This is a genomic window from Leifsonia shinshuensis (assembly GCF_031456835.1).
Taxonomy (GTDB): Bacteria; Actinomycetota; Actinomycetes; order Actinomycetales; family Microbacteriaceae; genus Leifsonia; species Leifsonia shinshuensis_C.
Window position 1 is genome coordinate 3003794 of the sequence record NZ_JAVDVK010000001.1, and the last position, 14693, is coordinate 3018486.

At 71.1% G+C, this 14693-nt stretch carries 16 protein-coding genes and 1 tRNA gene; 8 read left to right on the top strand and 9 right to left on the bottom strand.

Translation table 11 applies throughout. The annotated features are described in order from the left end of the window. Positions 1-29 precede the first annotated feature (29 nt). Entirely contained in the window at positions 30-983 is a 954-nt protein-coding gene (locus tag J2W45_RS14660) for a carbohydrate ABC transporter permease (protein ID WP_310133227.1), read from the bottom strand. Then, on the bottom strand, positions 983-1906 hold the full coding sequence (locus tag J2W45_RS14665) for a carbohydrate ABC transporter permease (RefSeq protein WP_310133229.1): 924 nt from the start codon (positions 1904-1906) through the stop codon (positions 983-985). The genes J2W45_RS14660 and J2W45_RS14665 overlap by 1 nt, the downstream gene beginning before the upstream one ends. Before the next feature lie 111 nt (positions 1907-2017). Here J2W45_RS14665 and J2W45_RS14670 point away from each other — a divergent pair, with 111 nt between their 5' ends. Then, positions 2018-3070, top strand: a complete 1053-nt coding sequence (locus tag J2W45_RS14670; protein WP_310133231.1) for a LacI family DNA-binding transcriptional regulator — start codon at positions 2018-2020, stop codon at positions 3068-3070. Between the two features lie 226 nt (positions 3071-3296). Here the strand turns inward: J2W45_RS14670 and J2W45_RS14675 are convergent. The 3 genes from J2W45_RS14675 to J2W45_RS14685 all read right to left on the bottom strand — a co-directional run bounded on the left by J2W45_RS14675 (position 3297) and on the right by J2W45_RS14685 (position 4583). Then, a tRNA-Arg gene (locus J2W45_RS14675) sits at positions 3297-3369 on the bottom strand. Between the two features lie 28 nt (positions 3370-3397). After that, positions 3398-3784 (bottom strand): MmcQ/YjbR family DNA-binding protein, encoded by a 387-nt coding sequence (locus J2W45_RS14680; RefSeq protein WP_310133234.1) that lies wholly within the window; start codon positions 3782-3784, stop codon positions 3398-3400. Between the two features lie 16 nt (positions 3785-3800). Continuing rightward, positions 3801-4583, bottom strand: a complete 783-nt coding sequence (locus tag J2W45_RS14685; protein WP_310133235.1) for a dienelactone hydrolase family protein — start codon at positions 4581-4583, stop codon at positions 3801-3803. Between the two features lie 168 nt (positions 4584-4751). Here J2W45_RS14685 and J2W45_RS14690 point away from each other — a divergent pair, with 168 nt between their 5' ends. Continuing rightward, a complete protein-coding gene (locus J2W45_RS14690) occupies positions 4752-5045 on the top strand; it encodes a GNAT family N-acetyltransferase (protein WP_310133237.1) in 294 nt (97 codons plus the stop codon). A gap of 43 nt (positions 5046-5088) precedes the next feature. Then, positions 5089-6054 carry a zinc-binding dehydrogenase gene (locus J2W45_RS14695; protein ID WP_310133238.1) on the top strand — a complete coding sequence of 322 codons (966 nt, stop codon included), beginning with the start codon at positions 5089-5091 and terminating at the stop codon, positions 6052-6054. Between the two features lie 45 nt (positions 6055-6099). On the opposite strand, the gene J2W45_RS14700 is transcribed toward J2W45_RS14695, so the two are convergent. Both J2W45_RS14700 and J2W45_RS14705 read right to left on the bottom strand, forming a co-directional pair. Beyond that, positions 6100-6465: a hypothetical protein gene (locus J2W45_RS14700; RefSeq protein ID WP_310133239.1), complete on the bottom strand. Its 366-nt coding sequence runs from the start codon at positions 6463-6465 to the stop codon at positions 6100-6102. A 65-nt stretch (positions 6466-6530) separates the two neighbouring features. Further along, positions 6531-6755, bottom strand: a complete 225-nt coding sequence (locus tag J2W45_RS14705; protein WP_310133241.1) for a hypothetical protein — start codon at positions 6753-6755, stop codon at positions 6531-6533. A 179-nt stretch (positions 6756-6934) separates the two neighbouring features. On the opposite strand from J2W45_RS14705, the gene J2W45_RS14710 reads away from it, so the two are divergent. Beyond that, entirely contained in the window at positions 6935-7945 is a 1011-nt protein-coding gene (locus J2W45_RS14710; RefSeq protein WP_310133243.1) for an SDR family NAD(P)-dependent oxidoreductase, read from the top strand. 47 nt (positions 7946-7992) lie between these two features. Here the strand turns inward: J2W45_RS14710 and J2W45_RS14715 are convergent, their stop codons facing one another. Then, positions 7993-8967, bottom strand: coding sequence for an SDR family NAD(P)-dependent oxidoreductase (locus J2W45_RS14715; protein ID WP_310133245.1), 975 nt, complete (start codon positions 8965-8967; stop codon positions 7993-7995). A 181-nt stretch (positions 8968-9148) separates the two neighbouring features. Between J2W45_RS14715 and J2W45_RS14720 the strand changes: the two genes are divergently transcribed. Together J2W45_RS14720 and J2W45_RS14725 are read left to right on the top strand one after the other, a co-directional pair. Further along, positions 9149-9670 carry a DUF2231 domain-containing protein gene (locus J2W45_RS14720; protein WP_310133248.1) on the top strand — a complete coding sequence of 174 codons (522 nt, stop codon included), beginning with the start codon at positions 9149-9151 and terminating at the stop codon, positions 9668-9670. Further along, the gene (locus tag J2W45_RS14725; RefSeq protein ID WP_310133251.1) at positions 9667-11352 is read left to right on the top strand and encodes a RecQ family ATP-dependent DNA helicase; all 1686 of its coding nucleotides are present in this window, start codon (positions 9667-9669) and stop codon (positions 11350-11352) included. Before J2W45_RS14720 ends, J2W45_RS14725 begins: the two co-directional genes overlap by 4 nt. Before the next feature lie 19 nt (positions 11353-11371). Here the strand turns inward: J2W45_RS14725 and J2W45_RS14730 are convergent, their stop codons facing one another. Further along, a complete protein-coding gene (locus tag J2W45_RS14730) occupies positions 11372-12163 on the bottom strand; it encodes an MBL fold metallo-hydrolase (protein ID WP_310133253.1) in 792 nt (263 codons plus the stop codon). Between the two features lie 133 nt (positions 12164-12296). On the opposite strand from J2W45_RS14730, the gene J2W45_RS14735 reads away from it, so the two are divergent. Both J2W45_RS14735 and J2W45_RS14740 read left to right on the top strand, forming a co-directional pair. Next, complete coding sequence (locus J2W45_RS14735) at positions 12297-12854, top strand: dihydrofolate reductase family protein (RefSeq protein ID WP_310133256.1); 558 nt, start codon at positions 12297-12299, stop codon at positions 12852-12854. A gap of 105 nt (positions 12855-12959) precedes the next feature. After that, the gene (locus J2W45_RS14740) at positions 12960-14693 is read left to right on the top strand and encodes an ABC transporter ATP-binding protein (protein WP_310133259.1); all 1734 of its coding nucleotides are present in this window, start codon (positions 12960-12962) and stop codon (positions 14691-14693) included.

Genomic DNA, 14693 nt, shown 5'->3' on the forward strand with positions numbered 1-14693 from the left:
GAGGGTGCGAGGGGTGGGCTGGGATGGTGTCACTGCTTGACGCTTCCGGCGGCCAGACCCGACTGCCAGTAGCGCTGGAGCACCAGGAACGCGGCCACGATCGGGACGATCGTGATGAGCGATCCGGTGATCACGAGGTTGAAGATCGGCTGGGCGCCGACCCCGGTCGCCTGCGCGCTCCACTGGCTGAGGCCGACCGTGAGGGGGTACCAGGTCGGATCGCTCAGCATGATGAGCGGCAGGAAGTAGTTGTTCCAGGTGGCGACGATCGCGAACAGGGCGACCGTGACGATCCCGGGCGCGAGCAGCCGCAGCGAGATCGTGAAGAAGGTGCGAAACTCACCCGCTCCGTCCATCCGCGCCGCCTCGAGCAGCTCCGTCGGGACGGCCTCGGTGGCGTAGGTCCACACCAGGTAGAGCCCGAACGGGCTGATCAGGGACGGCAGGATGATGGCCCACGGCGTGTTGGTCAGCCCGGCCTGGCTGAACATCAGGAACGTGGGAACGGCCAGCGCCGTGCCGGGGACCGCGATCGCGCCGAGCACGACGGCGAAGACCGCGCGCTTGCCGGGGAAGTCGTATTTGGCCAGACCGTAGCCGGCGACCGTCGCGAGCAGTGTCGCCCCGCCCGCCCCGACGACGACGTAGAGCAGCGTGTTGCCGAGCCACTGCACGAAGATGCCGTCGCGGTAGGTGAAGGTGTCCGCGATGTTCTGGAACAGGTTGAAGTCCTTGCCGAACCAGAGCCCGAACGTGGAGTAGAGGTCGGGCTGGCTCTTCGTCGCGTTCACGATCAGCCAGACCAGCGGCACGAACGAGTAGATGACGAACAGCACCATGAGCACCGTGAGCACGGGCGACTTGCGGATGCGGCGGCCGGACGACGCTCCCGCCTTGCTGCGGGCGGCGGCCCGGGAGGGGGCGGTGCGGGAGCGGGCGTTCCGGGTGCCGGTGCCGGTGCCGGTTTCGGTCAGCGAGGCCATCAGCGGAGCTCCTTCCTCGTGCCGCGGAGCTGCACGACGTAGGCGATCACGGCGGTGACGACGCCCATCACGATCGCGACCGTCGCGGCGTAGTTGAACTGCTGCCCGGCGAACGAGAGGTTGTAGGCGTACATGTTGGGCGTGAAGTAGCTGCTGATCGCGTTGGGAGCCAGCTGCTTGAGGAGGTTCGGCTCGTTGAAGAGCTGGAAGCTCCCGATGATGCTGAAGATCGTGGCGATGACCAGGGCGCCGCGGATGGCCGGGAGCTTGATGCTGAACACCGTGCGGAAGGCCCCGGCTCCGTCGATCTCCGCCGCCTCGTAGAGCTCGGTCGGGATGACGCGCAGCGCCGAGTAGAAGATGAGCATGTTGTAGCCCATGAACTCCCAGGTGACGATGTTGCCGATCGACGCCAGCACCCACTGGCCGCTCAGCGGTGCGAGCCCGGTGCCGAGCAGCGCGTTCAGGCTGGCGGTGAGGCCGAACTGGTCGCCGTAGATGAAGCCCCAGATCAGCGCCGCGACGACGCCGGGAACCGCGTAGGGGAGGAACAGCGCGATGCGGAAGAACGCCGCGCCGTGGAGGCGGGCGCTGTCGAGCGCCAGAGCGGCGACCAGCGACAGCGCCAGCATGACGGGCACCTGCACCACGAGGAACAGGGTGACCCGGCCGAGCGACTGCCAGAACTTGGCGTCCTGGAAGACGGCGACGTAGTTGCCGAGGCCGACGAAGGCGTTGCCGCCGATGAGCTGCTGACGGAAGAGGCTGAGGTACAGCGCGTACACGACCGGGGCGATGATCATGGCCGCGAAGACGATCATGAACGGGGCGACGAAGGCCCAGCCGCGCCAGTCGCGGCGGCTCCGCCGGAGGCGGCGGCTGCCGCCCGCGGTGCCGGCCTGCGTGAGGGACGTCGTTGTCATGTGGTTCCCGAGTTGGTGGTCTTGGCGATGTTTACGTCAACATCGTGGCGCTTACTCTAGCATGTTGACGTCAACATGCCGCAAGGTCGGAGTTGCAACGAAATGGAGATCATGACCGAGTCGCTCGCCGATACGCCGTCCGCCCGCACGGGATCCCGTAAGCGCGGCCCGTCGCTGGGCGACGTCGCGCTGCACGCGGGGGTGTCGACACAGACGGTGTCGCGGGTCGCGAACGGGCTCACCAACGTCGAGGAGTCCACTCGGGAGCGCGTGCTCGCCTCCATGCAGGCGCTCGGCTACCGGCCCAACCGCGCCGCGCGGGCGCTCCGCTCCGGGCAGTTCAGGAACATCGGCGTCGTCATGTTCACGCTCTCCTCCTACGGCAACATGCGCACCCTCGACGCGATCGCGGTCTCGGCCGCCACCGCGGGCTACTCGATCACGGTCGTGCCGGTCGAGCATCCGACCCAGAAGGACGTCAGCATCGCCTTCAGCCGGCTGCTCGAGCAGGCGGTCGACGGCATCATCGTCGTGCTGGAGGCGCACATCGTCGACCGCGGCGACGTCGAGCTGCCGCCGGGCCTCTCGGTGGTTGTCGTCGACTCGACCGAGCGGCCGGACTACCCCCAGGTCGACACCGACCAGGCGGAGGGCGCCCGCCAGGCGACGGAGCACCTCCTCGCCCTCGGCCACCGCACGGTGTGGCACATCTCGGGCCCGGCGGAGTCGTACTCGGCCGCCCGCCGCGAGGAGTCGTGGCGGCGGACGCTGGAGGCGGCGGGCGCACCCATCCCCGACGTGTTCCGCGGCGACTGGTCGACGGCTTCGGGATACCGCCACGGCCAGGAGATCGCCGCGCGTCCCGAGATCACCGCGGTATTCGCCGCGAACGACCAGATGGCGCTCGGCGTGCTCCGCGCACTGCACGAGGCGGGACGGCGGGTGCCCGAGGAGGTCAGCGTCGTCGGCTTCGACGACATGGCCGAGTCGGACTCGTTCTGGCCGCCGCTCACCACCGTTCACCAGGAGTTCGAGGCGATCGGCCGCCGCGCCCTCGAACTGCTGATCGCCGAGATCGAGGACCGCCCGGAGCCGGTGCGCTCCTCCGTGCTCCACACGCGCCTCGTGGTGCGCGCCAGCACGGCGCCCCCCGCCGCCGGCTGACCGCCCCCCGGCACCGGCCCGGCTGCCTTCTCCGATCGTCGGAGATTTGCGCCCGTTCGTCGGAGATCCGAGCCCGATCGCCGCGAAACTCCCTCCGCAGAGCCCTGTGTCGGAGATTTGGGACCCGTTCTCCGACGATCAACAGGAACCGACCGCACGAAAAAGCCCCGCTCGACGAGGAGCGGGGCATTCACTGTCTCAACCAGTGTTCTGTGCTTCAGCACAGTGCGCCACGAGGGATTCGAACCCCCAACCTTCTGATCCGTAGTCAGATGCTCTATCCGTTGAGCTAGTGGCGCATGATCCGCACGCGGACCGGATTAGAGCTTACATGACCCCATCCAAGACCGCCAATTGGCGACGGAGGGCGACCTGGCGGTACGACGTCTCGATGAGTTCGGACGTCTCCGACCAGTCGCCGGCCCCGCGGTCCAGCTCGATCGCCAGCCAGCCGCTCGGGCCCCAGTACTTCGGGACGAACACGCGCGGGTCCTGACGCCATGCCGGCGCCTCCGCCGGATCGGGCTTGAAGACCAGCGTGTCCGTGCGGTCCATCGTCGCCCCGAGCACGGCGAAGGCGCGCCCGGATGTGCCCGCCTTCCACGACGGGCGCCCGTGGTTCAGCGTCTCCACGGCCTCCGGGAGCCGCAGGCACAGCGCACGCACCCGCTCCACCAACGGGTCGCCCGGCTCGAACAGCAGGGGATGCTCCATCAGCGCACCGCCCCTCTCACCGGAACACCTCGTCCAGGAAGCACACCAGTTCGCGCCAGCTGCGCGCGTCGGCGAGCGGCCGGTAGTTGTCGCGGCCCGGGATGGTGAAGGCGTGCGGGGCGCCGGAGTAGGTGGTCACCTGCCAGTCCACGTGCGGCGCACCCCGCAGCTCCTCCTTGAAGGCGACGACGGCCTCGTCCGGCACGACCGGGTCCGAGCCGCCGGTCAGCACCAGGAGGGAGGCGGCGATCTGGCCGGCGTCGGACGGGTCGTGGGCGATCAGCCCGCCGTGGAACGAGACGACGCCGCGCGCCGGTGCGCCGGTGCGGGCGAACTCGAGCGCCGCCGTCCCGCCGAAGCAGTAGCCGATGACCGCGAGACGGGCCGGGTCGACGGCGGGATGCTGCCGCAGCCAGCTGAAGCCGGCCGCCACGCGCGAGCGGAGCAGCGGGAGGTCGCGGTAGTACTTCCCGGCCTCGGCGGAGGCGTCGTAGCCGGTCGCCGGCCGCACGTCCGCGCCGAAGAGGTCCGCGGCGAAGGCCACGTATCCGCGCCGGGCCAGCATCTGCGCGCGCATGCGGACGTTGTCTGCGACGCCGAACCAGTCGTGCAGCACCAGCACGGCGGGCTTGCGCTCGTCGGCCTGCGCATCCCGGGCCAGGTAGCCCTCCAGCGCCAGTCCCTCGTGCTCGTAGGCCACTGTCTCGGCCTCGATCACGGAGTGCTCGCCGATCGGCACCTGCTCGAGCAGGGCCTGGTACGCGGGCGCGAGGGAGGGCGACGGGGTGTCGAACGTCACGGGTGGACTCCAGGGTTCTCGAGTCGCACGGACGGCGGGTGCCGCCGGCGGCCTGGGCTGCTGTGACCTCGGTCGCGGAACGCGCGGGAACCCTCGGGTGCGGGTCGGGATCCCACGGTTTCACCCTACCCCGCTTCCCCCGCGCGACGGCGGACGTACGATGGGCCCATGACCACGGAGTTCAGCGACCAGACGGATGAGAGCCGCTACGCGATGCACGTCGACGGCGAGCTGGCTGCGGTGCTCGACTACCGCATCCTGGGCGACGCCATCTCGCTGACGCGGGCGTACACGGCGCCGAACCAGCGCGGCAAGGGGTACGCCGGCCAGCTGGTGGAGTGGGCGGTCGACGACATCGAGAAGAACGGGACGCTGCACATCGTGCCGATGTGCTCGTACGTCGGCGACTGGTTCGACAAGCACCCCGAGCGCGCGGCGCTGCTGCAGCGCCGCGCCGGCTGACCACGCGATGATCCGCGCGGGGGACACGGGACCGTCGCGCCTCGTGGCCCGCGTGTCCCGGTTCGGCGACGCCTCCGCGATGGTGCTGGCCCGCGCGCCGATCCGTCCGCCCCGCGGCAACGAGGTCGTCGTCCGGGTGACGCATGCGTCCCTCGGGGCGACGGATCTGCTCGCCCGGCGCGGCGGCTACATCCTGCATCCCGTCCCCGGATTTGTGACCGGCTACGACTTCGTCGGCGAGCTCCTCACGGAGTCGGCCGTGTCGCTCGCCCTGGGTCTCCGCTCGGGTGCGGTGGTCGCCGGCGTCCTGCCGCTGATGGGCGCGCACGCCACGTTCCTCACGCTCGCGCCGACGCTGCTGGTCGCGGTGCCGCCCGGGCTCGACCCGGCGACGGCGGCCGTGCTGCCGCTCGACGCGATCACCGCGGCGCACGCGCTGGAGCTCGCGGGCCCGGCCCGCAGCGTCCTGGTGCAGGGCGCGTCCGGCGCGGTGGGAGCGCTCGCCGCGCAGCTGGCCCTGCGCACCGGCGCGACCGTGGTCGGCACCGCGTCCGCCCGGACGGCGGACCGGGTCCGTGCGCTCGGCGCGCACGTCGTCGACCACACCGACCGCGACTGGCCCGCGCTCGTCCGGCAGGCGGCGGGAGGGGCGGTGGATGCGGTCATCGACCACACGGGGACGGAACGGGACCGCGACGTGCTGGCCGCCGACGGCGTGCTGGTCCGCACGGGCTTCGCCGGGCGTGCCGGGCACGAGCGCTCCGACGCCCTGCGGGGCGCGGCGGCCGCGGCCCGCGACCGGCGGGAGCGCGTGTGCAGCGCGCCCCTGTACGTGGCGACCCGGCGCAACGCCTACCGGCGCACCCTCGCTCGCCTGCTGGCGGACGCGGCAGACGGGTCGCTGCGCGTCGCCGAGCCGCTGGTCCAGCCGCTCGCGGACATCTGGGAGGCGCACCGTGCGGCAGAGGCGGCTCCCGCCGGCGCCAAGGTCGTGCTCACGACGGCCTGACGCGTCGGCGCCCGGGCGGCCCGACGACCAGGTGAGGCAGCGCGCCTAGAACGCGAACATCTGACCCAGCACGATGACCGCGATCAGGAACAGCACGACGATCGTGGCGATGACGATCACCGCGCGCGCCGACAGCCGGGCGATCCCGAAACCGACGATGAACGGCAGCGCCAGGCAGCCGAGCGCGAGCACCCACCAGAAGGCGGCGAACCCGCCGGCCGACGCCGACTCCAGCCGTCCCCCGAACAGCTTCTGGGTGGCGGGATGCGTCGCGAAGGCGATGCACGCGGACAACGGGTAGGCGATGAGCACCGCGGTGATCAGGCCGGCGAACGCGCCCCACAGCCCGCGCTTCTCGCCGAGCTGGAGCGTCTCCTCCTGATGCGGTCCCTGCCTGCTCTTGGTGCTCATGGCGCACAGCATAGCCAGCGGCCCGCGGACGGCGGTATGCAGCGATCGAGTCCGCTCCCGCGGGCTCAGAAGTCGTCGGGCGATCCGATGACGACGGGCACGCACTCCGTGAAGCGGTAGCGGATCAGCTCCGGCCAGAGGGTGGAGTCGCACAGGTCGAACACGTCGATCACCGCAGCCCCGCCGATGTGCGACGGGAGGCGCAGCTCGAACGGCGGCTCGCTGGTGCGTTCGAACTCGATCTCGAACGCGGTGTCTTCGCGCTCGAGCACGGCGAGAACCGTCTCCATGGTCGCCTCCTTCGCGCAGCGGATCGATGTAACCCACGGATACGCCTCCTGAGCCGCCGGGCAAGCCCCCAGAGGTCACGGATCCGCTACGACGTTCTCCCAGCGTGCTATGTGGCACTCGGTGTCATAATCGATTCCACGCTCGACACACCCGAGCATCCCGAACGAGGAGGACGACGATGACCGACCCGAAACCGCTCACCGCGCACAGCACCATCGGAGAGTGGCTGGCCCACCCGAAGGGCGCGCCACTGATCCAGGGGCTGCTGGCCCAGTCCGGCGTGAACGAGGAGATGCTCGCGCCGGTGCGCGGCCTCCCGCTCCAGCAGCTCGTGGCCATGAGCCAGGGCCAGCTCCCGCAGTCCGTCGTCGACGGACTGGTGCTTCAGGCCAACGACGGCGTCATGCCGGAGGATGTCGAGACCGGATGGGTCGAGAAGGTCACGCCCGGCCGCTTCGACGGTCGCACGGTGATCGTGACCGGGGCGGCGTCCGGGATCGGCCGGGCCACCGCCTCCCGGATCGCTCGGGAGGGCGGTCGCGTGATCGCGGTGGACATCACCGCGGAGCGGCTGTCGGACCTCGCCGCGTCCCTTCCGGACGGCTCCGTCGAGACTGTTGTCGGCGACATCACACGCCAGGAGGACATCGACGCCATCGTGGCCGCCGCAGGCGAGCGGATCGACGCGCTCGCGAACATCGCCGGCGTGAACGACGACTTCTCGCCGGCCCACGAGACCTCGGATGCGGTGTGGGACCGCACCATCGGCATCAACCTGACCGGCGGGTTCAAGCTGACCCGCGCGGTGCTGCCGGCGATGCTGGCCGCGGGCGCCGGATCCATCGTCAACGTGGCCTCCGAGGCAGGGCTCCGCGGCAACGCCTCGGGCACCGCGTACACGGTCTCGAAGCACGGGGTCGTCGGGCTCACCCGCAGCACGGCGTTCATGTACGGACCGCAGGGCATCCGGGTGAACGCGGTGGCTCCGGGCGGGGTGGCGACGGGCATCCCCATGCCGGCGCATCCCTCGGAGGCGGGCACGGCGCGCCTGACGCCGTTCCAGCAGCAGATCCCGACGATCGCGACCGCGGAGCAGCTGGCCGCATCCATCACGTTCCTGCTGAGCGACGACGGCGTGAACATCAACGGCGCCGTGCTGCCGAGTGATGGCGGCTGGTCCGTCCAGTAGGCCGTCGGCGCGTTCCGGGGTGACCGGACGGGCGGACGCGGCGGCGCTCAGTCCCGCTGCGTCCGCACCGCGCGGACGACGGCGACCGCTCCGGCGATCAGGGCCGCACCAGTCAGGAGCCGGCGGGTCTGCGCCCGGCGGCCGCCCCATCCACCGCTGACGCTCAGCGGCTCGCCGGAGGGGGAGAACAGGTTGCCGGTCGTCGGCCCGGACGGCTTCGAGCGGAACTGCCCGAGCTCCGTCTGGCGCGCGATGGCCGCCTCCACGGTCGCAGGCCGCTTCGTGTGCTGACGGACCAGGGTGCGCCCGGCGGCCGTGACGGTGCGCTCGCCACGGGCGGGGTGCTTCCAGGCGGCGAGGATCTCGTCGACCGCGCGGCTCGGCGGGTACACCGGCGGGAGCGCCCGGACCTCACGGCCCGAGCGGTTGCCGGCGTGCTGGAAGATCGGGGTGTCGAGCGCCGGCGGGAGCACCGTGACGACGTGCACCGGCGACTTCGCGAGGGCCAGCTCGGAGCGCAGACTGCGCCCGAAGGCGATCACCGCCGCCTTCGACATCGAGTAGGCGGCGCTGTACGGCTGGGGCACCTCGCCCAGGATGGACGCGACGTTGACGATGACACCCGAGCGCTGCGACCTCATCACCCCCAACGCGCTGCGCACGCCGTTGGCGTACCCGCGGATGTCGACGTCGAGCACCCGCTCGAACTCGGCGGCCGGCTGCTCCCAGAACCGGGCGTAGGAGCTGACCGCTGCGGCGTTCACCCACAGGTGGAGCCGTCCGTAGCGCGCGATGGCCGTGTCCGCTGCGCGGTCGCCCGTCGCCGGATCCGTGGTGTCGCCCCCGACGGCGACGGCATCCCGCGCACCGTGCGCCCGGGCTTCGGCGACCACGTCTTCGAGCCCGGCAGCGCCGCGTGCCACCAGGACGAGGCGGGCGTGGCGCCGCGCGAAGGCGAGGGCGGTGGCCCTCCCGAGCCCGCTGGATGCTCCGGTGATGACGACGACAGGGGATGCGCTCATGCCGGTCACCGTAGGCGGCGCGGAGGTTCTGGGGCAGGCCTTGACAGCTCGCAGTGCGGGAGACGGGCGCGCGCGACGGGGATGCGTCGGGGACCATACGCGCCCGGTGCCCGGCGGGGAAGGGTCTGCCGCTCCGCGCCGCATCGTCCGATCATGGCCGCATCTCTCGAGAGGAGCACCCATGTCCACCCACGACACCGACACGGGCACCGGATTCCGGCGCGCCAAGCGTCCACGTTCCGTCATCGCGGGGCCGTACGGGCACCCGTTCCACGCGACCGTCGTCACCATTCCGATCGGGGCATGGACCGCTGCGGTGGTCTTCGACATCGCCGCGCTGCTCGGCGCCGCCCCGGAGGCGCTCGCGACCGGAGCGCTCTGGCTCGTGGTCATCGGCATCATCGGCGCGGTCGTCGCCGCGGTCTTCGGGCTGCTCGACTTCTCGCAACTGCCCGCCGGCACCAGGGTCCGGCGCACGGCGCTCTGGCACCTCGCCTTCAACTCGACGGCGGTCGTGCTCTTCGTCATCAGCGCGATCGTCCGTGCGGGCGACCCGAGCAGCCCGAGCGTCGCCGGGTTCGTGCTGGCGCTGATCGGCATCCTCGTCGTCGGCGTGTCCGGCTTCCTCGGCGGCGAGCTCGCCTACCGGCACGGTGTGCGGGTCGCCGACGAGCAGGATCAGGAGCGCGCCTACACCCGATGACGCAACGGACCCGTCAGATCACGCCCGGCTCGACCGGCTACGGTGACCTCATGTCGCGCATCCAGGACGTCGCCCGCGATTCGTTCGGCTGGGACCCGCTGCGGCCCCGGCTCGCCGAGGCGATGGAGGTGCTGCTCGCCGGCGGCGATGTGCTCGCCGTGATGCCGACCGGGTACGGCAAGTCGTCCCTGTACCAGGTGACCGGCACGGTCCTGGGCGGCGTCACGATCGTCGTCTCGCCGTTGATCTCGCTCCAGGAGGACCAGGTGCGGTCCCTCGGCGAGGCGACGGATGTGCCGCGTGCGTTCGCCATCAACTCCTCCGCCGGACAGCGGGAGCGCGAGCGGGACTGGGAGGCGCTGGAGTCCGGTGAACCCGGGTTCGCCTTCCTGGCGCCCGAGCAGCTGGCCAACCCGGAGGTGCGCGAGCGGCTGGCCGCGCTGCCGGTGTCGCTGTTCGCCGTGGACGAGGCGCACTGCGTCTCGTCGTGGGGTCATGACTTCCGCCCCGACTACCTCCTGCTCGGCGGTGTCATCGACGAGCTCGGCCATCCGCCGGTCGTCGCCATGACGGCGACGGGAGCCCCGCCGGTGCGCGCCGAGATCGCGGAACGGCTCGGGATGCGGCGTCCGCGGCTCTTCGCCACCGGCTTCGACCGGCCGAACCTCCGGCTGGAGGTCCGCCGCTACGAGGAGGACTCGGAGAAGCGCACGGCGGTCGTGGAGCACGTCCGCGAGCTGGACGGGTCGGGACTCGTCTACACCGCCACGCGGAAGGACGCGGAGCTGTACGCCGAGCAGCTGGAGGGCGATGGGGTCGCGGCCGCCGCCTACCACGCGGGGCTCAAGCGGGCGGAGCGCGACGACGTCTACGAGCGGTTCATGGACGACCGGGCCCGGGTGGTCACCGCGACCAGCGCCTTCGGCATGGGCATCGACAAGCACGACGTCCGCTTCGTCGTCCACGCCTCGGTGACGGACTCTCTCGACAGCTACTACCAGGAGGCCGGACGGGCCGGCCGCGACGGCGAACCGGCCGTCGTGACCCTGCACTACCGGCCGGAGGACTTCGCGCTGACGAAGTTCTTCTCCGGCGGCGGCCCGGATGCGGACGAGCTCGCCCGGGTGTTCGCCGCGGTGAAGAAGGAGCCGGGGCTCTCGCGCTCCGACCTGGCCAAACGGACCGGGATCAGTGTCCGCTCGCTCGGCCGTCTGCTGGGGCTGCTGCGCGACGCGCGGGTGCTGGGCGGGAACGACGACGAACTGACGGCGGAGGACGTCAGACCGGGGGAGGCGGCCTCCCGCGCGGTCGAGGAGTCGGAGGCGCGGCAGCGGATCGAGCACTCCCGGTCGCAGCTGATGCAGGAGTATGCCGAGACGGGAATGTGCCGCCGGCAGTTCCTCCTCGGGTACTTCGGCGAGGAGCTGCCCGAGCCGTGCGGGAACTGCGACACCTGCGCATCCGGCAGCGCCTACCGCTGGGCGGAGGAGCATGACGCGGCCGGCGAGGACCCGTTCCCGCTCGCCGCGCGCGTCTCGCACGAGACCTGGGGCGCCGGCGTCGTGATGCACACCGAGCGCGATCGGCTCACGGTGTTCTTCGACGCGGCAGGCTACAAGGTGCTCTCGCTCGCGGCGGTCCGCGAGGGCGGGCTCTTGGAGGTCCTCGGACCGGCGGCCTGACCGGGGGCCCGGCCGCGCGTCAGCTGCGCCCGATCGCCCGGGCCGACGCCACCGCGGCGTCGACCCCGTCGAGCCACGGCTCCCCGTGGCCCGGCAGCAGCACGCGCGCTCCCGTCGCGCGGATCGCGTCGAGCGATCGCAGCGCCTGCGCCGAGTCGGCGGTGGCCGCGCCCGCGATGATCTGCGCGCCCGGGATGCCCTTGTACGGATCGAGCGTGACGATCGCGTCCCCGCTCAGCAGCGTCTCCCGATCCGGCAGCAGCAGTGCGCAGTGGCCGAAGGTATGCCCCGGCGTGAAGACGACCTCCGGGCGCCCGGGAAGGTCGAGGACGCCCTCGCCGGGCAGCTCGGAGACCTCCTCGACGCCTTTCACCTTCAGGGCGCCGGCCCGGATCATGCCGGCGACCGGGCCCAGCGATCGCGGGTAGACGAGCGGGTAGACGAACGGCGTGTGCTCGCGCCGGTACCGGTACGGGTGGGCGGCCAGCCGTCTGTCGCCGGCGTGCACGAACACCGGCACTCCGAGCTCCTCGATCGCGCGCTTCGCGAATCCGACATGGTCGAAGTGGCCGTGCGTGAGCACGATGCCCTGCAGGTCGCGCATCCGGAGGCCCAGCTCGTGGGCCGAGCGGATCAGCGGCCCCCACGTGTGCGGGAACGCCGCATCCACGAGCGTCCACATGTCGCCGTCGGCGAGCAGGTAGCAGTTGGTGAAGGCGTGCTCGAGGCGGTGCACGCCGGGCACCACCTCGGGGGTCAGGCGCGGCGCTGCCCGCCGCCGGTCGGGCGTCACGGCAATGGTGCGGGTCACGGGGCCTCCCATCGTTCTGCTCCGTGTCTACGCGCGGCGCCGACGGCGGTGCAGGGGTTGACAGCGGATCCCGCCAGGCCGTTCCACGACGGCACGCCAGCCTCTATGCTGGTCCGCGACAAGGGGGAATCTTATGGGTGGCATCGCTGTGCACGAGTTCGTCTCGCTGGACGGTGTGTTCGAGGATCCGAGCTGGACCGCCGAGTTCGGGTTCGATCCGGAGATGGGCGACGACATCGGACGCCTCACCCGCGCCTCCGACGCCATCCTGCTCGGCCGCCGCACCTTCGAGATGTTCGCCCCGGTGTGGTCGCAGCGCACCGCGGCCGACGACCCGGGGGCGCCGTTCTTCAACGACAGCCCGAAGGCCGTGGTCAGCTCGTCGCTCGACGACGAGACCGCAGAGGGCACGTGGCGCAACTCGCGGTCGCTGGGCGCCTACGATCCCGCGCGCATCCGCGAGTTCGCCGACTCCTTCAGCGGCGGCGTGTACGTCAGCGGCTCGGGGTCGCTCGTCCGCTCGCTGCTCGCCGACGGGCTGCTCGGGTCCCTCCACCTCTTCGTCTATCCGCTCGTCCGGGGCACGGGCGCACGCCTCTTCCCCGACGGCAGCACGCCCGCGCAGTTGCGGCTGCGCCACCACGACGCCTACGACAACGGCGTCCTGCATCTCCACTACACCGCCGTCTGACCGCTTTTCGGATTGAGGCCACTCCGCGTCCTCAATCCCCGCTAGCGTCGGTCATGCCGCATCACCGGCGGTCATATCCATCACACAGCACACCCGGGAACAACTGTGACTCTGCTTCGCCTATCGCTTCGCTTCGTGCGCCCGTACTGGCGCGCGGTGACCGCGGTCGTGGTCCTCCAACTGATCGCGACCATGGCCGCCCTCTACCTGCCTACCCTCAACGCCGACATCATCGACAAGGGCGTGGTGAAGGGCGACACCGACTTCATCTGGCGCACCGGCGGCATGATGCTGGTCGTCTGCTTCGTGCAGGTGATCGCCGCCGTCGCCGCCACCTACTTCGGGGCCCGCGCCTCGATGTCCGCCGGCCAGGACATCCGCCGCTCCTTCTACCGCAAAGTGGATGCGCTCCCCTCGCTCGATCTCGCGCGCTGGGGCACCCCGACACTGATCACCCGCAACACGAACGACGTGCAGCAGGTGCAGATGCTGCTGCTCATGACCTTCAACTTCATGGTGTCGACGCCGATCATGTGCATCGCCGGCATCATCTTCGCGGTGCGCGTCGACGCCGGGCTGTCGTGGCTGATCTGGGTGTCTGTCGCCGTGCTCTTCGTCGTGGTCGGGATCCTCGTGGCGGTGCTGCTGCCGATGTTCCGCGTCATGCAGGAGCGGATCGACGGCGTGAACGGCGTGATCCGCGAGCAGATCGTCGGCATCCGCGTCATCCGCGCGTTCGTGCGCGAGAAGTTCGAGACGGACCGCTACGACGACGCCAACGCCGCGCTCACCCGGATCTCGGTGAAGGTCGGCAACGTGTTCGTGCTGATGTTCCCGGTCATCATGCTCATCCTCAACGCGGCGACGGTCGCCGTGCTGTGGTTCGGCGGGCACCGGGTGGATGCCGGCGACATCCAGATCGGGGCGCTCACGGCGTTCCTGCAGTACCTGCTGCAGATCCTCGTCGCCGTCATGATGGGCGTCTTCATGGCGATGATGATCCCGCGCGCCATGGTCTGCGCGGAGCGCATCGAGGAGGTGCTGGGCGCGGTGCCGAGCAGCTCCGCCGAGGGCGGAGCGGCGGCCGGAGCCCCGCGCGACGGACGGGTCGAGGTCGACCGCGTGACGTTCGGCTACCCGGGGGCCGAGAAGCCCGTGCTCAACGACGTGTCGTTCACCGCCGAGGCCGGCCGTGTGACCGCGATCGTCGGATCGACCGGGTCCGGCAAGAGCACGCTCGTGTCGGTCATCGCCAACCTCTTCACGCCGCAGAAGGGCCACGTCCGCATCGGCGGCGTCGAGGTCGATGGGCTGAGCCGCGCGCAGATCGCCGGCGTGCTCGGGCTCGTGCCGCAGCGTCCCTACCTCTTCACGGGGACGATCGCGAGCAACCTCCGTTTCGGGCGTCCCGACGCGACGGACGACGAGCTGTGGGAGGCGCTGCGGATCGCTCAGGCGGAGGACTTCGTCCGCGCCAAGGAGCACGGCCTCGACGAGCGCATCGCCCAGGGCGGCACCAACGTCTCGGGCGGCCAGCGCCAGCGGTTGTGCATCGCGCGTGCGCTGGTGGCGCGGCCGCAGGTGTTCCTCTTCGACGACTCGTTCTCGGCGCTCGACGTCGCGACGGACGCCCGGTTGAGACGAGCGCTCGACGACGCCACCGGTGATGCCGCGGTGATCGTCGTCGCGCAGCGGGTGTCCACCATCCGCGAGGCCGACACGATCATCGTCATGGACGACGGACAGGTCGTCGGCCAGGGCACCCACGACGAACTGATCGAGACGAACGAGACGTACCGCGAGATCGTCGAGTCGCAGCTGAGCCTGGAGGTGGCCTGA